Source organism: Streptomyces sp. 3330, from assembly GCF_031456635.1.
Taxonomy (GTDB): Bacteria; Actinomycetota; Actinomycetes; order Streptomycetales; family Streptomycetaceae; genus Streptomyces.
The window spans coordinates 158,595-176,966 of record NZ_JAVDVA010000015.1; the positions used below are offsets into that span (position 1 = coordinate 158,595).

At 73.1% G+C, this 18,372-nt stretch carries 19 protein-coding genes; 9 read left to right on the forward strand and 10 right to left on the reverse strand.

The window, feature by feature from the left end:
* Positions 1 to 128 precede the first annotated feature (128 nt).
* The 3 genes from J2X68_RS24735 (at position 129) to J2X68_RS24745 (ending at position 2,297) form a co-directional block, all read left to right on the forward strand.
* Positions 129 to 989: a helix-turn-helix transcriptional regulator gene (locus tag J2X68_RS24735; RefSeq protein WP_310434761.1), complete on the forward strand. Its 861-nt coding sequence runs from the start codon at positions 129 to 131 to the stop codon at positions 987 to 989.
* On the forward strand, positions 990 to 1,265 hold the full coding sequence (locus tag J2X68_RS24740) for a DUF397 domain-containing protein (protein ID WP_020131864.1): 276 nt from the start codon (positions 990 to 992) through the stop codon (positions 1,263 to 1,265).
* 219 nt (positions 1,266 to 1,484) lie between these two features.
* Positions 1,485 to 2,297: an SAM-dependent methyltransferase gene (locus J2X68_RS24745; RefSeq protein ID WP_310434762.1), complete on the forward strand. Its 813-nt coding sequence runs from the start codon at positions 1,485 to 1,487 to the stop codon at positions 2,295 to 2,297.
* 111 nt (positions 2,298 to 2,408) lie between these two features.
* Here the strand turns inward: J2X68_RS24745 and J2X68_RS24750 are convergent, their stop codons facing one another.
* Positions 2,409 to 3,851, reverse strand: coding sequence for a PLP-dependent aminotransferase family protein (locus J2X68_RS24750; protein ID WP_310434763.1), 1,443 nt, complete (start codon positions 3,849 to 3,851; stop codon positions 2,409 to 2,411).
* 47 nt (positions 3,852 to 3,898) lie between these two features.
* On the opposite strand from J2X68_RS24750, the gene J2X68_RS24755 reads away from it, so the two are divergent.
* On the forward strand, positions 3,899 to 4,441 hold the full coding sequence (locus J2X68_RS24755; protein ID WP_310434764.1) for a carboxymuconolactone decarboxylase family protein: 543 nt from the start codon (positions 3,899 to 3,901) through the stop codon (positions 4,439 to 4,441).
* 56 nt (positions 4,442 to 4,497) lie between these two features.
* On the opposite strand, the gene J2X68_RS24760 is transcribed toward J2X68_RS24755, so the two are convergent.
* The 3 genes from J2X68_RS24760 to J2X68_RS24770 form a co-directional block, all read right to left on the reverse strand.
* Positions 4,498 to 5,985, reverse strand: coding sequence for a glutamate synthase subunit beta (locus tag J2X68_RS24760; RefSeq protein ID WP_310434817.1), 1,488 nt, complete (start codon positions 5,983 to 5,985; stop codon positions 4,498 to 4,500).
* A 252-nt stretch (positions 5,986 to 6,237) separates the two neighbouring features.
* The gene (locus J2X68_RS24765) at positions 6,238 to 6,717 is read right to left on the reverse strand and encodes an anthrone oxygenase family protein (protein ID WP_310434765.1); all 480 of its coding nucleotides are present in this window, start codon (positions 6,715 to 6,717) and stop codon (positions 6,238 to 6,240) included.
* 296 nt (positions 6,718 to 7,013) lie between these two features.
* Positions 7,014 to 7,715, reverse strand: a complete 702-nt coding sequence (locus J2X68_RS24770; RefSeq protein WP_310434766.1) for a DUF2293 domain-containing protein — start codon at positions 7,713 to 7,715, stop codon at positions 7,014 to 7,016.
* A 264-nt stretch (positions 7,716 to 7,979) separates the two neighbouring features.
* On the opposite strand from J2X68_RS24770, the gene J2X68_RS24775 reads away from it, so the two are divergent.
* Both J2X68_RS24775 and J2X68_RS24780 read left to right on the forward strand, forming a co-directional pair.
* Positions 7,980 to 8,621 carry a uridine kinase gene (locus J2X68_RS24775; RefSeq protein ID WP_310434767.1) on the forward strand — a complete coding sequence of 214 codons (642 nt, stop codon included), beginning with the start codon at positions 7,980 to 7,982 and terminating at the stop codon, positions 8,619 to 8,621.
* A 155-nt stretch (positions 8,622 to 8,776) separates the two neighbouring features.
* On the forward strand, positions 8,777 to 9,211 hold the full coding sequence (locus tag J2X68_RS24780) for a CBS domain-containing protein (RefSeq protein ID WP_310434768.1): 435 nt from the start codon (positions 8,777 to 8,779) through the stop codon (positions 9,209 to 9,211).
* Positions 9,212 to 9,348: 137 nt separating this feature from the next.
* Here J2X68_RS24780 and J2X68_RS24785 read toward each other — a convergent pair whose 3' ends face one another.
* Positions 9,349 to 10,476: a magnesium and cobalt transport protein CorA gene (locus J2X68_RS24785; RefSeq protein WP_310434769.1), complete on the reverse strand. Its 1,128-nt coding sequence runs from the start codon at positions 10,474 to 10,476 to the stop codon at positions 9,349 to 9,351.
* A gap of 280 nt (positions 10,477 to 10,756) precedes the next feature.
* Between J2X68_RS24785 and J2X68_RS24790 the strand changes: the two genes are divergently transcribed.
* Positions 10,757 to 11,551, forward strand: coding sequence for a methyltransferase (locus J2X68_RS24790; RefSeq protein ID WP_310434770.1), 795 nt, complete (start codon positions 10,757 to 10,759; stop codon positions 11,549 to 11,551).
* Positions 11,552 to 11,613: 62 nt separating this feature from the next.
* Here J2X68_RS24790 and J2X68_RS24795 read toward each other — a convergent pair whose 3' ends face one another.
* Positions 11,614 to 12,657, reverse strand: a complete 1,044-nt coding sequence (locus J2X68_RS24795) for a PfkB family carbohydrate kinase (RefSeq protein WP_310434771.1) — start codon at positions 12,655 to 12,657, stop codon at positions 11,614 to 11,616.
* Positions 12,654 to 13,562, reverse strand: coding sequence for a pseudouridine-5'-phosphate glycosidase (locus J2X68_RS24800; protein ID WP_310434772.1), 909 nt, complete (start codon positions 13,560 to 13,562; stop codon positions 12,654 to 12,656). The genes J2X68_RS24795 and J2X68_RS24800 overlap by 4 nt, the downstream gene beginning before the upstream one ends.
* 100 nt (positions 13,563 to 13,662) lie before the next feature.
* Between J2X68_RS24800 and J2X68_RS24805 the strand changes: the two genes are divergently transcribed.
* Positions 13,663 to 14,091: a VOC family protein gene (locus J2X68_RS24805; protein ID WP_310434773.1), complete on the forward strand. Its 429-nt coding sequence runs from the start codon at positions 13,663 to 13,665 to the stop codon at positions 14,089 to 14,091.
* Between the two features lie 126 nt (positions 14,092 to 14,217).
* On the opposite strand, the gene J2X68_RS24810 is transcribed toward J2X68_RS24805, so the two are convergent.
* The 3 genes from J2X68_RS24810 to J2X68_RS24820 form a co-directional block, all read right to left on the reverse strand.
* The gene (locus J2X68_RS24810; protein WP_310434774.1) at positions 14,218 to 15,606 is read right to left on the reverse strand and encodes an MFS transporter; all 1,389 of its coding nucleotides are present in this window, start codon (positions 15,604 to 15,606) and stop codon (positions 14,218 to 14,220) included.
* A 68-nt stretch (positions 15,607 to 15,674) separates the two neighbouring features.
* On the reverse strand, positions 15,675 to 16,229 hold the full coding sequence (locus J2X68_RS24815; protein WP_310434775.1) for a methylated-DNA--[protein]-cysteine S-methyltransferase: 555 nt from the start codon (positions 16,227 to 16,229) through the stop codon (positions 15,675 to 15,677).
* An 87-nt stretch (positions 16,230 to 16,316) separates the two neighbouring features.
* Positions 16,317 to 17,189, reverse strand: a complete 873-nt coding sequence (locus J2X68_RS24820) for a glycerophosphodiester phosphodiesterase family protein (protein WP_310434776.1) — start codon at positions 17,187 to 17,189, stop codon at positions 16,317 to 16,319.
* Between the two features lie 274 nt (positions 17,190 to 17,463).
* Here J2X68_RS24820 and J2X68_RS24825 point away from each other — a divergent pair, with 274 nt between their 5' ends.
* Positions 17,464 to 18,327, forward strand: a complete 864-nt coding sequence (locus J2X68_RS24825) for an MHYT domain-containing protein (RefSeq protein ID WP_310434777.1) — start codon at positions 17,464 to 17,466, stop codon at positions 18,325 to 18,327.
* The last annotated feature ends 45 nt before the right edge of the window (positions 18,328 to 18,372 follow it).

Sequence of the window (18,372 nt, forward strand, 5' to 3'; positions counted from 1 at the left end):
ATCGGTACAGGTCTTCGAAAGGGATCTTCGAGCGGCGCCGTAAGGCTGTCGGGATTCTTTTCGTGACCGGCCGGGTCGGGGCTCGTGCGGCCCCCGCGTGACCGGCCGGCTCTTCGTGGAGGTGGAGCGTGAGCGAACCGCGGTCCGCGCCGACGGTCGGACAGGTCGTCCTCGGTCGGCGTCTGCTGGACCTGCGGGAACGCGCCGGGTTCAAGCGCGAGGAAGCCGCCCGCATCCTGCGCGTAGCGCCCGCCACGGTCCGTCGTATGGAGATGGCCGAGGTCAGCCTCAAGATTCCGTACCTCCAGCTGCTGCTGAAGGCCTACGGCGTCACCGACGAGGAGGCCGCGGGCTTCGTCCAGCTCGCCGAGGACGCGAACAAGCCGGGCTGGTGGCAGCGGTTCCACGACGTCCTGCCCGGCTGGTTCTCGATGCACGTCAGCCTCGAGGGCGCCGCCGCCCTCATCCGTCAGTACGAGCCCCACTTCGTCCCCGGCCTGCTCCAGACCAAGGACTACGCGCGCGGTGTCCTGAAGTCCGGAGCCATCGGCCAGACCCGCCCGGAGGACATCGAGCGCCTCGTCGACCTGCGCATACAACGCCAGGATCTGCTCACCCGTCAGGACGCCCCCCGACTGTGGGTCGTGATGGACGAGACGGTGCTGCGTCGCCCGGTCGGCGGTCCGGAGGTGATGCGCGCGCAGATCGACACCCTGCTCGAGGCCGCGAAGCTGCCCAATGTGACCCTGCAGATCGCCCCGTTCGAGAACGGGCCGCATCCGGGCACGTACGGGCCCTTCGTGCTGTTCCGATTCGCCATGCCGGAGCTTCCGGACATGGTCTACAGCGAGTACCTGACCGGCGCCGTCTATCTCGACGCCCGCACCGAGGTGGCGACCCACCTCGAGGTCATGGACCGCATGGCGGCGCAGGCCGCTACAGCACATCGCACGAAGGAGATCCTCCGGGATCTCCGCAAGGAGTTGTGAATGAATCACATCAGGACCCAGTCCAGGCCGAGGGTCCGCGCTCAGCGGATCTACAACGGCATGCCCGCCCGGGAACTGGGCAGCGAGGGCTGGCACAAGCCGTGGAGCGGCGGCAACGGAGGCAACTGCCTGGAAGCGATGAAGCTCGCCGACGGCCGGATCGCCGTCCGGCAGTCCACCGACCCCGACGGACCGGCGCTGATCTACACCTCCGACGAGATGACCGCCTTCATCGAGGGCGCCAAGGCGGGGGAGGCCGACTTCCTGCTGTCCTGAACCGACCTGTCCGGCACCTTTTTGCTCAGCGCACCCCCCACCCTCTTCCCCCGCCCCTCTCCACCCCCTCCCCATCCCCCACTCCACTGGTCCTACCCTCACCCGTCCTTCCCCGTCCGCTTTCCCCATCCCCGCTCACCCCTCCCTTGCCTTCTCTCAACTCCCTTAAATTGGTACTGACTTGAACATCATTCGCGTCACATGCTTACGGAGTGCCTCATGACCGGGCAGGACCCCGCCGGAGCCGTCGAGATCGACACCAGCAAGCCCCATCCCGCACGGATGTACGACTGGTACCTCGGCGGGAAGGACAACTACCCCGTCGACGAGGCCATGGGCCGGCAGATGCTCGCCCTCGACCCGCGCGTGCCGGTGATGGCACGAGTCAACCGGGCCTTCATGCACCGCTCCACCCGCTGGCTGGCCGGGAACGGCGTGCGGCAGTTCCTGGACATCGGCACGGGCATCCCGACCGAGCCCAACCTGCACCAGGTCGCCCAGCAGACCGCGCCGGACGCGCGCGTGGTCTACTGCGACAACGACCCGATCGTCCTGGCCCACGCGGCCGCCCTGCTGCGCAGCACGCCGGAGGGCGTCACGGAGTACCTCCAGGCGGACGTCCGTGACCCGGACGCCATCATCGAGGGGGCCGGGAAGATCCTGGACCTCAGCCGGCCGGTGGCGCTGTCCCTGGTCGCGCTGCTGCACTTCGTCGCCGACGAGGACGGCGCGCACGAGCTGGTGGACCGGCTGCTCGCCGCGCTGCCCTCCGGCAGCTACCTGATGATGACCCACGCCACCGCGGACTTCTCCCCGGAGGAGTCGGCAGCGGCCACGGCGAAGCTGAAGGCGGCGGGCGTCACCCTCGCCCTGCGGTCCCGCGAGGAGTTCGCCCGCTTCTTCGACGGGCTCGACCTGGTCGAACCCGGCGTCGCGGTGGTGCCCGAGTGGCATCCCGAGCTCGGCGAACCGGTGCCCGGGCAGGACGACGGCGTCATCCCGGGGTACGGGGCCGTGGGCCGCAAGCCCTGAGACCGCCGCATCCGGGGGCATGCGCGCCGTGGGACGTCCGGGGGACGGCCTGCGGCGCGCGCCTCCCGCGGAGCACGCTCCGGGTCACGCCGGCCCGTCCCCCGGAGCGCCTCACGCGGAGCCGGGCCCGTGCCCGTTCGGCGGCGGCAGGATCCGGCACAACGCGTCCAGCGCGGCTCCGTAGGCGTGCTCCGGCGGCGTCGCGTAGCCGACGACGAGCCCGTCCTCCGGCGCCATGTCGGTCGCCGGATGCCGGAAGGCGGCGAGGCCGTCCAGGGCGACGCCCTGCCAGGCGGCCGCCTTGAGCGCCGACCGCTCGGTGCCGGGCGGCAGCCGCAGCACCGCGTGCAGACCGGCCGCGACCCCGGTGACCTCGACGTGCGGCGCCCGCGCGGCGAGCGCCTCGACCAGCCGGTCCCGGCGGCCGCGGTAGCGCTGCCGCATGCGCCGCACATGACGGTCGTACGACCCGGACGCGATGAAGTCGGCGAGGCTCAGCTGCTCCAGGGCGCCGGCCCAGGCCTCCCGCTCGCCCTTGGCCGCGAGGACGCCGTCGACATACCGCTCGGGCAGCACCATCCAGCCCAGGCGCAGCGCGGGCGACAGGCTCTTGCTCACCGAACCGAGGTAGATCACCCGCTCGGGATCGAGTCCCTGGACGGCGCCGACGGGCTTGCGGTCGTAGCGGAACTCCCCGTCGTAGTCGTCCTCCAGGAGGATCCCGCCCCGCGTGCGTGCCCAGTCGATCACCGCCGTCCGGCGGCTCGCGTGCAGGGGGCCACCGGTCGGGAACTGGTGCGCGGGGGTCAGCAGCACCGCTCGCTCGCGGCCCAGCAGCTCCACGCGCGCGCCGTCCGCGTCCAGGGGCAGCGGAGTCGTCCGCACGCCCGCCGCGGCCAGCAGCCCCCGGTGGAACTCCAGGCCGTACGCCTCCACGGCCAGCGGCCCGCGCGGAAGCCCACCGCCCGGGCCGGACAGGAGCCGCAGCGCGTGGGCGAAGCCCGAGCAGATCACGATGCGACCGGGGTCGGTCCGCACTCCACGCGCGCGTGCCAGGTACTCGGTGAGGGCCTCCCGCAGTTCCCGGCGGCCGGCGGGGTCACCGGGACCGAACACCTCGTGGGGCGCCTGCTGGAGGGCCCGCCGGTAGGAGGCCAGCCAGGCCGCGCGCGGGAACGACGACGCGTCCGGGGTGCCCTGCCGCAGGTCGTGCCGGGGTCCACGCGCGCGTGACGGCGCCTTGACGGGCGTGCGCCCGGCGGGCCGCAGCGGGCCGGTCCGGTCGGCGACCCGGGTGCCGGAGCCCTGGCGAGCGGTCAGCCAGCCCTCCGCGACGAGTTCCGCGTAGGCGTCGGCCACCGTGTTCCGGGCGACGCCGAGGTCGGCGGCGAGCGAACGGTACGGCGGCAGCCGGGTGCCGGGAGGCAGACGCCCGCTCCGCACGGCCTCGCGCAGCGCCCGGATCAGGGCGGCCCGCCGACCGCCCGGACCGGCCAGCTCCACATGCAGGTCGGCGCCGATCCGCTCCGCGGAATTGACCCACGAATCCACCATGGAAATGCACCCTACAGGGGGTCTTTGCGACCCGTAGGTTGAGTGACATGACACCGAACACGACGACGGACATCGCGGCGAGGACGACGGCGGACACGACGGGTACCGCTGGGGCGGGGGAGACGGCGGCGGTGGCCGGCCGGTCGCGCCTCGACTTCGGGAAGAGCGCCGGCAAGGCGTTCCGCGCCCTCATCGGCTTCGACGCCGCCGCCCGCGAGGGCCTCGACCCGGCGCTCGTCGAACTCATCCAGATCCGTGCCTCGCACCTCAACCACTGCGCCTACTGCCTCCACATGCACACGAGCGACGCCCGCAAGGCCGGCGAGAGCGAGGAGCGGCTGCACATGGTCGCCGTCTGGCGCGAGGCCCGCCACTTCTTCACCGAGAAGGAGCAGGCGGCCCTGGCCCTCACGGAGGCCGTCACACTGGTGGCGGACGGCGGCGTCCCCGACGACGTCTACGCCGAGGCCGCCGCCCGCTTCGACGAGCAGGAGCTGGCGCGGATGCTGGCGCTGATCTGCACGATCAACACCTGGAACCGGGTGGCCCTGGCCACGGGAAAGGTGGCCGGGACGGACGAGCGCCGCTGACCCGATCCGACCGCTTGCGGGCCGCCGCCCCGGTCGGTCACCCCGCCCTGGGGGGCCTAACTGGTCATCGGGCGGTCGTACGGGCCGATCGGCATCGGCAGCTGTGTGCTGCCCGTCAGGTGGCGGTCGACGGCCGACGCCACCGCCCGCCCCTCCGCGATGGCCCACACGATCAGCGACTGCCCGCGCGCCGCGTCCCCCGCGGCGAACACGCCGGGGACGTTCGTCGCGAAGCGGCCGTCCCGCGCGATCGTGCCGCGCGGATCCAGCGCCACCCCCAGCTGCTCGACGAGCCCGTCCTCCCGGTCGGGCCCGGAGAAGCCGAGGGCCAGCAGGACGAGGTCGGCGGGGAGCGCCCGCGCGGTGCCCTCCACCGGCCTGCGCCGCGCGTCGACCTCGACGAGGTGCAGCGACCGCACGTGCCCGGTCTCGTCGCCGGTGAAGCGGAGCGTGGACGCGGCGAACAGGCGGGCGTCCGCGTCGGCCGCCGGCGCGGACTCCAGGTCGCGCGCCTCCTCGTGCGCCGCCGAGAGCCGGTAGATCTTCGGATACGTCGGCCAGGGGTCGGTGTCCTCGTCGCGCTCGGTACCGGGCTGCGCGTAGATGTCCAGCTGGGTCACGGACGCGGCTCCCTCGCGCACCGCCGTGCCCAGACAGTCGGCACCCGTGTCGCCACCGCCGACGATGACGACGTGTTTCCCGGCGGCGGACATCGGTGACGACTCCAGGTCCCCCTCGCCCACCCGGTTGGCCAGCGGCAGATACTCCATCGCCTGCTGGATGCCGGTCAACTCCCGCCCCGGCACGTGCAGTTCACGCCAGTCGGTCGCTCCGGTGGCGATGATCACGGCGTCGTGACGGGATCGCAGATCCGCGGCCATCACATCCCGCCCGACGGTGGTCGACGTGCGGAACTTCGTGCCCTCGGCCCGCATCTGCTCGATCCGCCGCTCCAGGTGGTGCTTCTCCATCTTGAAGGAGGGGATCCCGTACCTCATCAGTCCGCCGATCCGGTCGTCCTTCTCGTAGACGGCGACCGTGTGCCCGGCCCGCGTCAACTGCTGTGCCGCGGCCAGCCCGGTGGGCCCCGAACCGATCACCGCGACCGTCTTGCCGGACAGCCGGTCCGGCGGCCGCGGCGGCGTGAGACCGTCCGCCCAGGCCCGGTCGGCGATGGCGACCTCGACGTTCTTGATCGTGACGGCCGGCTGGTTGATGGCGAGGACGCACCCGGCCTCGCACGGCGCGGGGCACAACCGGCCGGTGAACTCGGGGAAGTTGTTCGTCGCGTGCAGCCGGTCGCTCGCCGCCCGCCAGTCCTCCCGGGACACGAGGTCGTTCCACTCGGGGATCAGGTTGCCGAGCGGACACGCCTCGTGGCAGAACGGGACGCCGCAGTCCATACAGCGGTCCGCCTGCTGGCTGACGATGGGCAGCAGCGCCCCGGGGACGTAGACCTCGTCCCAGTCCCGCACCCGTTCCTCGACCGGCCGCCGGGGCCAGTCCTCGCGGGGCGTGGTCATGAATCCCTTGGGATCGGCCATGGGCGTCTTCCTCGCGTACGCGTACGACAGGCCGAGCGTCATCGGGCGGCACTCTTTCGGCCACGATACGTCGCGCAGGCCGCCCACGCAGAGCGGCGGACAGCGCTTTCCGCCGCGGACGTCCGGCGCCCCGCCGGGTACGCGTGCCGGTACCCGTACCCGCGCCCGTACCCGCGTCCGCGTCCGCACCCGTGCCCGCGTTCGTGCCCGCATCCGCGTCCGTGTCCGTGGGCGTGCCCGTGCTCGTGTCGGTCAGACCAGGGCCAGGACGTACACGACCGCCGAGGCCGCGGACCCGATCGCGCGCACGTGGTTCCACCGCGTCCACTGACGCAGGTAGACCGGCCAGTACGTGACGGCCTCCGACGTGCCCGGGGTCAGCTTCGCCAGGGTCTCGTTGCGCGGCACGTTGGCCGTCACGGTCACCCCGAACGCGCCGCACAGATACAGCGCGCTGCCCAGCAGCAGGTGGACCGTCCCGTGGTCCGGCCAGAGCACGAAGGTCACCACGGCGATCACCGCGCACACCACCGCCGCGCCGAGGAACAGGATCATGAACGCCGGTGTCATCGCGGAGGAGTTGATCGCGTTCATCGCCGCGACGCCCTGCGCGGGCGGCAGCGCGGCGAGCCCCCGCATCACCAGGACCGAGAAGGCGCAGAAGACCCCGGCCATCAGCCCCGTCGTCACGGTGCCCACCATCGCGAGCACCTCATAGGGTCCATCGATCATGACAACGTCAACTCCCAGCCGTAGTGCGGCGATCCTGCCCGGGTCCGTCCCTCACCTCAAGTGAAATCCCGTTCATGATCGGTGACCATGGCCGAAACGCGCGGAGTCATGCGCGGACGTCCACCGGGCCGTGGTCCGCGCCGGGCGACGTCCGGCTCCGTCCTTCGCGCCGGGCGAGCGTCGGCTCCCTCGTCCGCGCGGGGCGAGCGCCCGGCCCGGCCCCTGAGCCGGGTGTCCGCCTGGCCCGGCCCCGCACCGCGTGACCGGGCGGGCCGCCCTCCGCACGAGGGGTCCGGCTAGGCCGTCCTGTCCGCTTCCTCCCGCCACGTCCGAATCCGGGCCTCCACCTCCGCCGCGATCCGTCGGCGCGCCTCGTTCCGGGGCACGCCGCTCATCAGCAGCCGGTCGTACGGCGTGTCCAGATGCCGTACGGACGCCACGACCGCGGAGACGACGGCCCCCTCGGACAACGCCCGCCCGGCGGCGCTGCGTCCGACCCGGCCGCTGCCCCGCAGGGAGGCGTGCGCGGCGATCGCGCGCGCCCGGTCCTGCGGGCAACCGGGAAGCAGCCGCAGGATCTCCGCCGCGAACGCCTCCGCGAAGCGCTCGTCCTGCGCCGCCCGGCGTCGCGCGTCCCGGATCCGACGGCGCCGGCGGACCTCGGCGTCCGCCAGGCACCGTTCCTCGGCCCGGGCGAGCGCCGCCTCTTCCACCAGCACGCCCTGGCGCTCGTAACGTGCCTTGCGCCGGTTGAACCGGATCACCACCGCCGACAGTCCGCTCTCCTCCCGCGACCTGCGGGTCAGCGCCGTGTCACCGCGCGGCAGGAACACCAGATGCCCGAGATCGGCGCAGTCGAGACAGCGGGGCGCGGCGTCCTCCATGACCAGCAGGGGCAGCGGCCCGCGACGGCACCCGGCGCACTGCTTCCGCCGGAGCGGCTGGACGACGAGGAGCCCGGTGCGGGGCGCGGGAGCGGTGAGGGCTGCGGCTGCCATGGGGTCTTCATGCCCCCTGACGAACGCGGCGGCACCTGGTCACCGGCCCGGGAGCGCAGGGCCCGCGACCGACCGACCGGACCGGGTCGTGACGAGGGCGGGGCGGTCGGTTCGGCCGCGTCGAGGGCGAGGGAGCCGAGGGAGCACCGGGGGCCGGGCGGAGTCTCGACGAGGGCAGGGCGAACGGACCGGGGCGCCAGAGGCCAGGGCGGACGGGCCGGGGCACCAAGAGGGCGGGGCGGCCGGAGCGGCGCCTGACGCATCATGGGCCCTGTGCGACTCGAAGCGATCACCTGGGAACGGCTCGGCGACCTCCTCGCCGAGCGGCTGCTCGATCTGAAGACCGACGACGGCGTCCGCCGGCCACGCGTGGCCTTCGACGGCGCACCGGCGGCCCGTCCGGGAGACCTCGCCGAGCTGGTCGCCGAAGCCCTGCGCACCCGCGGCCGCCCCTCCCGAGTCGTGGACACGCACGGCTTCCTGCGCCCCGCCTCCCTCCGCCTGGAGTACGGCCATCAGGACGTGGACGCCTACTACGACGGCTGGTTCGACACCGGCGCCCTGTGGCGCGAGGTGTTCGATCCCCTCGAACCCGGCGGCGACGGACGGATCCTGCCCGATCTCCGGGACCCCGTCAGCGACCGCGCCACCCGCAGCCCCTACGTGCCGCTGCCACCCGGCGGATTCCTGCTGCTGCACGGCCCCTTCCTGCTGCGGCACTGGTTCCCCTTCGACCTGACCGTCCACGTCCTCCTCTCCCCGCCGGCCCTGCGGCGGCGCACCCCGGAGGCCGACCACTGGACGCTGCCCGCGTTCGCGCGATACGCCGAGGAGACCGACCCGGCAGCTGCGGCCGACGTCCTCGTCCGCGCGGACGACCCCCGGCACCCGGCCTGGGGCGGCTGACCCCGCGCCGGTGAACCGAGTCGGCGGGGGACGCCGGGCCGGGGGCGTCGTGCTCCGGGTGCGGGCGTCGGGCGGCGCGGCAAGAATGTAGGGCGCCGGGACCAGCGGCGCCCCTCCCCGCGCCGCGCCGGCCGACGGGCACCGGGAGGTACTCCATGACCACCGCCGCAGACATCATGCACCGGGGCGCCCAGTGGATCCCCGCCCACGAGACCCTCGACCGCGCCGCCCAGCTGATGCGCGAACTGAACGTCGGCGCGCTGCCCATCAGCGACGAGAACGAGCGGCTCTGCGGGATCCTCACCGACCGGGACATCGTCGTCGGCTGTGTGGCCATGGGGCACGACCCCGCCCGGGTCACCGCAGGCGAGATGGCCCAGGGCACACCGCGATGGATCGACGCGGGCGCCGACATCGGTGAGGTGCTCCACGAGATGCAGGAACACCGGATCCGCCGGCTGCCCGTCATCGAGAACAAGCGCCTGGTGGGCATGATCAGTGAGGCAGACCTCGCCCGGCACCTGCCCGAGGAGCAGATCGCCGCCTGGGCCGAGACCGTCTACGCCGCGTCCGGACCCGCACGTCACTGACGGGGCGCCGCTCCTGGCAGGCGGCGAGGTCGGCGGTGGCGAGGGGTGACCGTGGCGAAGGGCGGTGACAGTGAGGCGGCGGCAGTGGGGACGGCGGCAGCGGGGACGGCGGCGGTCGCCCGGGCCGGAGCGGTGGCTCAGAGCCAGCCGTTGCGCCGGAAGCCCCGGTACAGGACCCAGCAGGCGGCGGATATCACGCCGAGGACCAACGGGTAGCCGAACCTCCAGTGCAGCTCCGGCATGTGGTCGAAGTTCATGCCGTACACCCCGCAGACCATCGTCGGCACGGCGATCACCGCGGCCCAGGCCGTGATCTTCCGCATGTCCTCGTTCTGCGCGACCGTGACCTGTGCCAGATGCGCCTGGAGGATCGAGTTGAGCAGCTCGTCGAAGGCGGCGATCTGCTCCGTGGCGCGCAGCAGGTGGTCGGAGACGTCCCGGAAGTAGGCCTGTATCTCCGGATCGATCACGCGGACCGGCCGGTCGGCGAGGTCGAGGAGCGGACGGCCGAGCGGCACCACCGCCCGCTTCAGTTCGAGGAGTTCACGCTTGAGCTGGTAGATGCGACCCGGATCCGTGCGGGCGCCGTTCGCCGCGAAGACCTCCGTCTCCACCTTGTCGATGTCCTCCTGCACGGAGTCGATGACGTTGAGGTAGTCGTCCACCACGTGGTCCGCGACGGCGTGCAGCACCGCCGACGGACCCTTGGTCAGCTGAGTGGTGTCGGACTCCAGTTCCTCGCGCAGCGGGCCCAGCGACCCGTGCCGGCCATGGCGCACCGTGATCACGAAGTCCCGGCCGACGAACACCATGATCTCGCCGGTGTTGACCACCTCGCTGGTCGCCGTCAGTTCCTCGTGCTCGACGTAGCAGACTGTCTTGAAGACCGCGAACAAGGTCTCCCCGTACCGCTCGACCTTGGGCCGCTGATGGGCCTCGACGGCGTCCTCGACGGCCAGCGGATGCAGGTCGAAGAGCTCGGCGATGCCCGCGAACTCGTCGTTCGTCGGCTCGTGCAGGCCGAGCCACACGAATCCGTGACCCTGCTTGCGCACCCGCTCCACCGTCTCGACCAGATCGCCGCCGCGCGGGGCCCGGACACCGTCCCGGTAGGCCACGCAGTTCACCACCGAGGAACCCAGCGGGGACCGCGCGGGGTGACTCAGGTCGACCTTGGGCCGTCGCCGGGCCAGCCGCGCCACCCTGCGCAGGCCGCCGACCCCTCCGAGGCCGGTGACCTTCCGCAGATTCCCCGCCATGGTCATCTGGGTCTCCTTGCGTGTATCTCCGCGGGCCGCGCTCCCGCGTCCTGGCGCGCCAGTCTGCCAGGCCCGCGTAGGCCGAGGGTAAGCCTGTGGACAGAGCCGGTTTCGCTGGTTCCGGCCTGTGGACGACGCATGTCCCCGCCCGAGCGGGGCACGGTGGCCGCCCGTTTCCGGTACGGGTTCCCGGCGTCGCCGACAGCATCCCGGCCGGGCTGTCCCGTCCCCCGTCCCGGCCGCGTCGTCGCCCTCCGACGAGCCGGACAACTGGGATGATCGCGGCATGACGCGATCCGACGGGTACCTCCTGGACAATCGGCAGCCCGAGGCGGGGGAACGCTTCGACGCCTTCGCCGCCCTCTTCGACGCCACGACGATCCGCCATTTCGAGGCGTTCGGGGTCGGGGCCGGCTGGCGCTGCTGGGAGGCCGGCGCGGGCGGCACCTCCGTGGTGTCCTGGCTGGCGAAGAAGGTCGGTCCGACGGGCAAGGTCCTGGCGACGGACATCGACACCTCCCGGCTGACGTCGGTCGCCCGTCCGCCGGTCGAGGTACGGGTCCACGACCTCGGCGGACAGGAACCCCCGATGGAGGGATTCGACCTGGTGCACGCACGGCTCGTGCTGGTCCATGTGCCGGACCGGGACCGGGCGTTGCGATCGATGGTCAAGGCGCTGCGACCGGGCGGACGGCTCCTGGTCGAGGACGCCGACCCCGCCCTCCAGCCCCTGCTCTGCCCCGACGAACACGGCCCCGAACAGCAGTTGGCCAACCGCTTGCGGCACGGCTTCCGCAAGCTCCTGGCCGGCCGGGGCGCCGACCTCTCCTACGGCCGCAAACTCCCGCGTCTGCTCCGCGAGGCCGGGCTGCGCAGGGTCGAGGCCGATGCCTACTTCCCCGTCACCTCACCCGCCTGCGCGGCCCTGGAGTCCGCGACCGTCCGCCAGATCCGCGGGGAACTCGTCGGAGCGGGCCTGGCGACCGACGACGAGATCGACCGGCACCTGGCGGACGTGGCCGCCGGGAACATGGACCTGGCCACGGCGCCGATGATCTCGGCGTGGGGGCGCAAGGAGTAGGCGTGGGCCGCGGGGAGTCGGGAGGAGCCCGGAGAGGGGGCGGCCCGGCGCGGTGCCCGCCCTCAGTGGACCTGGGCCCGGTGTGCCGCCGAGGCCGCGCTCTCGCCCCGCGCAGGAGGTCTGCCGCCCACCCGTTCCACCGCCCGGGCCCCCGCCCGGCACCCCTCGGTCGCGGCGGCCCCCGCGTCGGCTCCCGTGAGCAGCGCGGCGAGGAAGGCTCCGGTGAAGGCGTCGCCCGCGCCCGTGGTGTCCAGGGGCGTCGCCGGAGCGGCGGGGACGCGGGCGAGCACGGTGCCGTCCCGGGCCACCAGCGCTCCGTCGGCGCCCTCCTTGGACACCACCAGCGGAACCAGGCGGCTCAGCGCGGCCGCTGCGGACGCTCCGTCGGGCAGCCCGGTCAGCAGACAGGCCTCGGCGCGGCTCGGCAGCAGTACGTCCACGCCCTCGACGAGGGACAGGAAGCGGTCGGCGCCGAGTTCCGTCAGGAATCCCGCCGACGCCGGATCGAGACTCACCGGCACTGCACGCGCGCGTGCCGCGGCCGACGCCGTGCCGACCAGGGCGCGCCCCGACTCCGAGAAGAGCAGGTAGCCCGACAGATGCAGCCGGCCGACGCCGTCGAGGAGGGTGTCCGACCAGTCGCCGGGGTCGAGCCGCAGCGACGCGCCGCTGTCGGTGAGGAACGTCCGCTCGGCCGCCGCACCGGTGTCGACCAGGCAGATCACCGTCCCGGTGGTCGCTTGCGGGTCGACGACGAGCCGCGGCCGTACCCCGCAGGCGGTCAGCTCCCGTTCGTGCCAGGCCGCCGACTCCGCGCCCACCCGGCCGAGGAGCCGGACGTCCGCGCACCCCCAATGCGCCGCCCAGCACGCCACGTTGGCGCCCGCCCCGCCCGGCAGGGTCCGGATCACGGAGGCCGTGTCCGTACCGGCGGCGAGGGGGCCGCGATGACGGGCGACGACGTCCGTCACGACGTCCCCGACGACCAGCAGCGCCCCACCGCCCGGCCGCACGCTCCGGATCGGCTCGCCGGGGGCGACCGGACCGCCGTGCGGGCCGCTGTCCGGGCCGGGTGTGCCGTCCGTGGCGGGCGGTCGGGTGGTCATGCCTCGACCCAGGCCGTCGCGATCCGCGCCGCGAGCCGCACGTTGCCGCGCACCGCCGCCAGATTGGCGCTCAGGGACGCGCCGTCGGTGTGCCGGACGAGGTAGTCGAGCAGGAACGGCGTGACGCCCTGGCCGGTGACGCCCGCCTCCTCGCACGCGTGCAGCGCGTCGGCGAGCACACGCGCGTGCAGCTCGGGATCGAGCTGCTCCTCCCGAGGGACCGGGTTGGCGACGATCAGAGCGGACTCCGGGCCGCCGAGCGCGTCCTGAGCCCGCATCACGTCGGCCACCTGGCCCGGGGTCCGCAGCGTCCAGTCCACGGGATGCCCGGAGTCGGACAGATAGAACCCCGGGAACCGCTCGGTGCCGTACCCGGCGACGGCGACGCCCAGGGTCTCCAGCCGCTGGAGGGTCGCGGGCACGTCCAGGATCGACTTCACCCCCGCGCACACCACCGTGATCCGGGTGCTCGCCAGCAGCCCCAGGTCGGCCGACTCGTCCTGGGTGACCGTCCACTCCCGGTGCACCCCGCCGAGCCCGCCCGTCGCGAACACCCGCACCCCCGCGAGCGCCGCCAGCAGCGCCGTGGCCGAGACGGTGGTCGCCCCGCTCGCGCCCGAGGCCACCGCGAGCGGCAGGTCGCGATGGCCCAGCTTGCGGAAACCGTCCTCGTTCGCGACCCGCTCCAACTGCTGTTTGTCCAGGCCCACATGGGGCCGCCCGTCCAGCACGGCGATCGTCGCGGGGACGGCGCCCTCCGCGCGTACGACCGCCTCCAGCTCCCGTGCCACCTGGAGGTTGCGCGGGCGGGGCAGCCCGTGCGAGATGATCGTGGATTCCAGCGCCACCACGGGTCGACGCGCGTCGACCGCGTCCCGCACCTCTTCCGACACCACCAGCACCACGCGCCCGCCTCCTGTCCGTCGGTCTCCCCCTCATCTCTGGCGGGCGGCGCGCCCGGTCAAACCCTTGCGGCCTGTGGAGCAGGACACCAGCCTGGGAGGTATGACGGACAACACCACACGTCTCGACCACGTCGTCCTGTGGGTACGCGACCCGATCGCCGCCGCCGGCTTCTACGAGAAGGCCGTCGGCCTGGAACCCGTACGGCTCGCGGAGTTCGCCGCGGGCGAGGAACCGTTTCCCTCCGTACGCATCAACGAGGAGGCCCTCCTCGACCTCATGCCGTTGCCGATGGCCGAACGGATGAAGATGCTTCCGGGCGCTGCCGAGAGCGCGGGGCACCCCGTGAACCACGTCTGCCTCGCCCTGCCGCGCACCGGCTTCGACACGCTGCTGGCCCGCCTGGAGGAGCGCGCCGTCCCCGTGTCCGACGTCTCGACGGGCTCCTTCGGCGCCCGCGGCGAGGCCACACGCAGCTTCTACTTCCGCGACCCGGACGGCAACGTCATCGAGGCCCGGCACTACGACTGACCTGACCAGGCCTGACCGCAACGGACGGGAACGGACGGGACCGGACCGGACCGTAGGGGGTGCGGCCGGCACCGACCCTGCCGCCCCTGGCCTGCCTGGCACCGACCCCGGCCACGACCGACGTGCCTACGTCTGCCGTACGCCCGGCGGGCTGTCCTCCGGTGCCGTCCCGCTTCCGCCGTCGTTCCCGCGTCCGTCCTCGGCCACGGTCCTGTTCCCGGTCGCGTTCTTGTCCCCGGTCCCGGTCCGGCCGCTCCCGGTCCCGCTCCGGGTGAACAGCACCAGGGCGGCCAGCGGGACGAGCAGGCTCGCCGCGGCGACGTTGAGCCAGGCGTAGCTCGCCTGCGCGACGATCAGCCCGGCGATCGCTCCGCCGAACCCCGCCGAGGTGTTCATGGTGAGGTCGGAGATCCCCTGGGCGGCGGCCCGCGCCGACTGCGGCACCGCGTCCGTGAGCAGCGCGGAACCCGAAACGAGCCCGGCCGACCAGCCCAGCCCGAGCACGAAGAGCCCGGCGGCGGTCTGCCCGTGACTGTCGCCCGCCGTCCCCGCCAGGAACATCGCGACGGCCAGCAGCCCGGCCGCGAGTCCCACGACCGAGAGCCGTCCCACCCGGTCCGCCAGGCGTCCCATCAGCGGCGCGAACGCGTACATGCCCGCGATGTGCCCGCTGATGACCAGACCGATCAGATCGATGCTCGCGCCGTGGTGGGTGAGGTCGAGCGGAGTCATCGACATGACCGAGACCATCGCCGTGTGCGACACGGCCACCGTCACGAGCGCGAGCCGCGCGCGGGGCGAGGCGGCGACGGCCGCCAGACCGGCACGCAGGGAACGGGCCTGCGGGGACCGCTCCTCCTGCGGCGCGAGCGCGCGGGCCGTCAGCAGCGGGTCGGGGCGCAGCAGGACGGCCACCAGGACCGCGGCCAGGACGAAGATCCCGGCGGCCCACAGGAAGGGGCCCGCCGCCGCGGGAATGCCGAGACCGGCGACGCTCCGGCCGGCGGGCGCGGCGATGTTCGGGCCCAGGACGGCCCCGATGGTGGTCGCCCACACCACGTTCGAGATGGCCCGGGCACGCCGCGCCGGTTCGGCGAGGTCGGCGGCGGCGAACCGCGCCTGGAGGTTCGCCGACGACGCCGCGCCGAAAGCGGCCATGCCGCACAGCAGCAGCGGGTAGTTCCCGGCCCGAGCCGCCACCACGACGACACAGGCGCCCAGGGCGCCGACCAGATAGGCCAGCACCAGTCCGGGCCGGCGCCCGCGCGCGGTCATCAGCGCGGCCATCGGCACGGACAGCACGGCCGTACCGGCGACGGTGGCGGTGGGCGCGAGCCCGGACAGCGCCTCGGTGCCGCTGACCTGCCGGGCCAGCACGGCGGACAGCGCGATACCGGTGGCGACGCCGAGCCCGCCGAGGATCTGGCTCGCGACCAGCACCCCGGTCGTGCGGCGCCGCAGCGCGGGCAGGAGGGCGGCGTCGACGGGTGCGGCGGCCCGCTCGACGGCGGTCACGGCCCACACCGGACCGTCGCGCGGCCGTGGCGACGAGCGGGGAATATGGTCACCGGCGCAGTGTCCCCTCAGAACAGCGGCTCGGGTAGTACCCCTTCCAGCGCGAGCAGCTTCCGCTTCGTCTCCAGTCCGCCCCCGAACCCGCCGATGCCGCCGTCGCTCTCCACCACCCGGTGACAGGGCACCACGACCGGCAGCGGATTGGCGCCCATCGCCACCCCCACCGCCTGCGCGGCCAGCGGCTGTCCCACCCGCCTGGCGAGATCGCCGTAGCCGACGACCGCCCCGTACGGGACACCGGACGCCAGCTCGCGGAGCACCTGCCGGTTGAAGCCCGAGATCAGCGACCAGTCCAGGGGCAGCTCGAAGTCCCGGCGCTCACCGGCGAAGTAGGCCTTCACCTGGCGTATCGCCTCGGCCAGGAGCGGGGAGTCGGGCGCTTCGACGGGCTCCGTGCCCCGCCGGGCCGCGAGCCGGGCCAGCGCCTGGTCGCGTACCGCGTCGGTGGCGTGGAACACGACGTTGAGCAGACCCTCGCCGGTCGCTGCCAACAGCAGCGGACCGATGTCGGTGCCGACGAGGGTCCACACGACCCGCTGCTCGTCCTGTCCATGGCTGTCCATGCGCCCACCGTACGACTCCCCACTGACAACGCCCCCGGGCGGCGGCGCGGCCCGCGCCCGGACCGTGCCGCCCGGGGCCGCCGGGCGTCAATACCCGTACAGGGCCCGCCGCACCACGTCGGGCTTGTTGGTGATCACGCCGTCGACGCCGTACCCCGCGACGGCCTCGGCGGTCGCGGGGTCGTCGACGGTCCAGGCGAACACCTTCATCGGCTTGCCGTGCGGTCCGGTGAGCGCGTGCACGACGGAGACGTAGGCGGGGGAGAGGCCGGTGTACGACGGGTTGACCAGATCGGCGAAGCCCGCGCAGCGGGGCAGGTCCGCGAGGGCGGGCCTGCCGAGCAGACCGGTCCGCACCGCGGGCTTCAGGTCGTGGACGGTGCGCAGGCTGTCGGCGCTGAAGCTCTGCACGATCAGCCGGTTTGTGAGGTGCCGCCGGTCCAGCCAGCCCTCGTTGCTCAGCAGCTCGAGGGTCTGCCGCTCGATCCCCGGATACAGCTCGGGGTTCTTGACCTCCAGCAGCAGCTTCTGGTGGTGACTCTCGACACGGTCGACGTACTCCTTCAGCGTCGGTACGCGCGCGCCCGTGTACGCGGCGCCGAACCAGCTCCCCGCGTCGAGCCGGGCTATCTCTGCCGCCGTGAAGTCCCGTACCTTCCACGGGGACCGGCCGGGGAAGACCTCCTCGGCGTCGGTCGTGCGGCGCAGACTGTCGTCGTGGATCACCACGAGTTCGCCGTCCTTGGTGCGCTGGACGTCGTTCTCCACCCACCGGATGCCCAGCGAGGCCGCCTCGTCGACGGCGGCCAGGGTGTTCTCTGGGGCGTGGGCGGAGGCCCCCCGGTGGGCGATCACCGCCGGCCGGAAGGTGCTGCCGGCCCGGGCGTCGTGAACGGGGAGCAGCAGGGCGACGACGCCCAGGATCGCGGCGGACATGGCGGCAACCACGCGTGCGTGCATGCGTACTCCTCGCGTCGGGCCATCACTTACAGCTCAACAGTGACAGCAGAGGGTCGACGGCGGAGGGGGCGCAGGACGACCACACATCGAAAGGGGGACCCGGAGGCCGCTCACTGATGCCGCACATGTGCGACAAGGGCGTGTTTCTTTGCCGGAAAATCGTTCGACCATTCCGGTGGGGGTCATACTCTCTCTCAGCCTTGACCGCGCTCAGCGGTCGTGGGGAGGGGCGCGTTCCAGGACAACCAGGCAACAGGGCGAAGGGCAACCGCGCATGCACGGCACGGTCGACGGTTTCAGCTACGGACTCGTCACACCGCTGGTGGCCTACCTCATGGCCTGCCTCGGCGGTGCCCTCGGTCTGCGCTGCACCACGAGAGCCCTGCTCGTCGCCCAGTCCTGGCGTCCCGGATGGCTCGCCCTCGGCTCGGCGGCCATCGGCTCAGGCATCTGGACCATGCACTTCATCGCGATGATCGGCTTCACGGTCGACGGCGCCCCGATCCACTACGACAAGCCGATGACCTACGCGAGTCTGGGCATCGCCATCGTCATGGTGGGCGTGGGGATCTTCATAGTCGGCTACCGGGGCGCGACCGGGACGGCGCTGTTCACCGGCGGCACCATCACCGGCCTGGGCATCGCGTCGATGCACTACCTGGGCATGGCCGGAATGCGCTTCAACGGCGCCTTCGAGTACAACACCCTCACCGTCGCCACCTCCGTCGCCATCGCCATGGTGGCCGCCACCGCCGCCCTGTGGGCCGCGGCACAGGTCAGGGGCTTCCTGTGGAGCGTGGGCGCCAGTCTGATCATGGGACTGGCCGTGACCGGCATGCACTACACGGGGATGGCCGCCCTGAGCGTCCATCTGCACACGGGGACACCGACCGCGGGCGACTCTCCCGCCGCCCTCCTCGCGCCGATGCTGATCGGCCCGCTCGCCTTCCTCTGCCTCGCCGGCGTCGTCGTGCTGTTCGACCCGCTGATGGTCGTCGGCAAGCCCGACTGGACTCCCGCCGAGCACAAGCCCGGCGTCCCGGCGCACCCGCCGGCCCCGTACCCGTCGCGCCGCACCCCGCTCCGCAGCCGCGGCAAGGTGACGCACCGCGAGTCCCGGACCCCGCAGAACCGCTGATCCCCGTATCCGCTCCGCCCCGGGGCCGGCCCCCGCGAAACCCCT

What these genes read in the sequence shown, in the direction of transcription:
- J2X68_RS24740 (WP_020131864.1), top strand. Translation starts at nt 990, where the DNA reads ATGAATCACATCAGGACCCAGTCCAGGCCGAGGGTCCGCGCTCAGCGG.
- J2X68_RS24745 (WP_310434762.1), top strand. Translation starts at nt 1,485, where the DNA reads ATGACCGGGCAGGACCCCGCCGGAGCCGTCGAGATCGACACCAGCAAG.
- J2X68_RS24750 (WP_310434763.1), bottom strand. Translation starts at nt 3,851, where the DNA reads ATGGTGGATTCGTGGGTCAATTCCGCGGAGCGGATCGGCGCCGACCTG.
- J2X68_RS24755 (WP_310434764.1), top strand. Translation starts at nt 3,899, where the DNA reads ATGACACCGAACACGACGACGGACATCGCGGCGAGGACGACGGCGGAC.
- J2X68_RS24760 (WP_310434817.1), bottom strand. Translation starts at nt 5,985, where the DNA reads ATGGCCGATCCCAAGGGATTCATGACCACGCCCCGCGAGGACTGGCCC.
- J2X68_RS24765 (WP_310434765.1), bottom strand. Translation starts at nt 6,717, where the DNA reads ATGATCGATGGACCCTATGAGGTGCTCGCGATGGTGGGCACCGTGACG.
- J2X68_RS24770 (WP_310434766.1), bottom strand. Translation starts at nt 7,715, where the DNA reads ATGGCAGCCGCAGCCCTCACCGCTCCCGCGCCCCGCACCGGGCTCCTC.
- J2X68_RS24775 (WP_310434767.1), top strand. Translation starts at nt 7,980, where the DNA reads ATGGGCCCTGTGCGACTCGAAGCGATCACCTGGGAACGGCTCGGCGAC.
- J2X68_RS24780 (WP_310434768.1), top strand. Translation starts at nt 8,777, where the DNA reads ATGACCACCGCCGCAGACATCATGCACCGGGGCGCCCAGTGGATCCCC.
- J2X68_RS24785 (WP_310434769.1), bottom strand. Translation starts at nt 10,476, where the DNA reads ATGACCATGGCGGGGAATCTGCGGAAGGTCACCGGCCTCGGAGGGGTC.
- J2X68_RS24790 (WP_310434770.1), top strand. Translation starts at nt 10,757, where the DNA reads ATGACGCGATCCGACGGGTACCTCCTGGACAATCGGCAGCCCGAGGCG.
- J2X68_RS24795 (WP_310434771.1), bottom strand. Translation starts at nt 12,657, where the DNA reads ATGACCACCCGACCGCCCGCCACGGACGGCACACCCGGCCCGGACAGC.
- J2X68_RS24805 (WP_310434773.1), top strand. Translation starts at nt 13,663, where the DNA reads ATGACGGACAACACCACACGTCTCGACCACGTCGTCCTGTGGGTACGC.
- J2X68_RS24815 (WP_310434775.1), bottom strand. Translation starts at nt 16,229, where the DNA reads ATGGACAGCCATGGACAGGACGAGCAGCGGGTCGTGTGGACCCTCGTC.
- J2X68_RS24820 (WP_310434776.1), bottom strand. Translation starts at nt 17,189, where the DNA reads ATGCACGCACGCGTGGTTGCCGCCATGTCCGCCGCGATCCTGGGCGTC.
- J2X68_RS24825 (WP_310434777.1), top strand. Translation starts at nt 17,464, where the DNA reads ATGCACGGCACGGTCGACGGTTTCAGCTACGGACTCGTCACACCGCTG.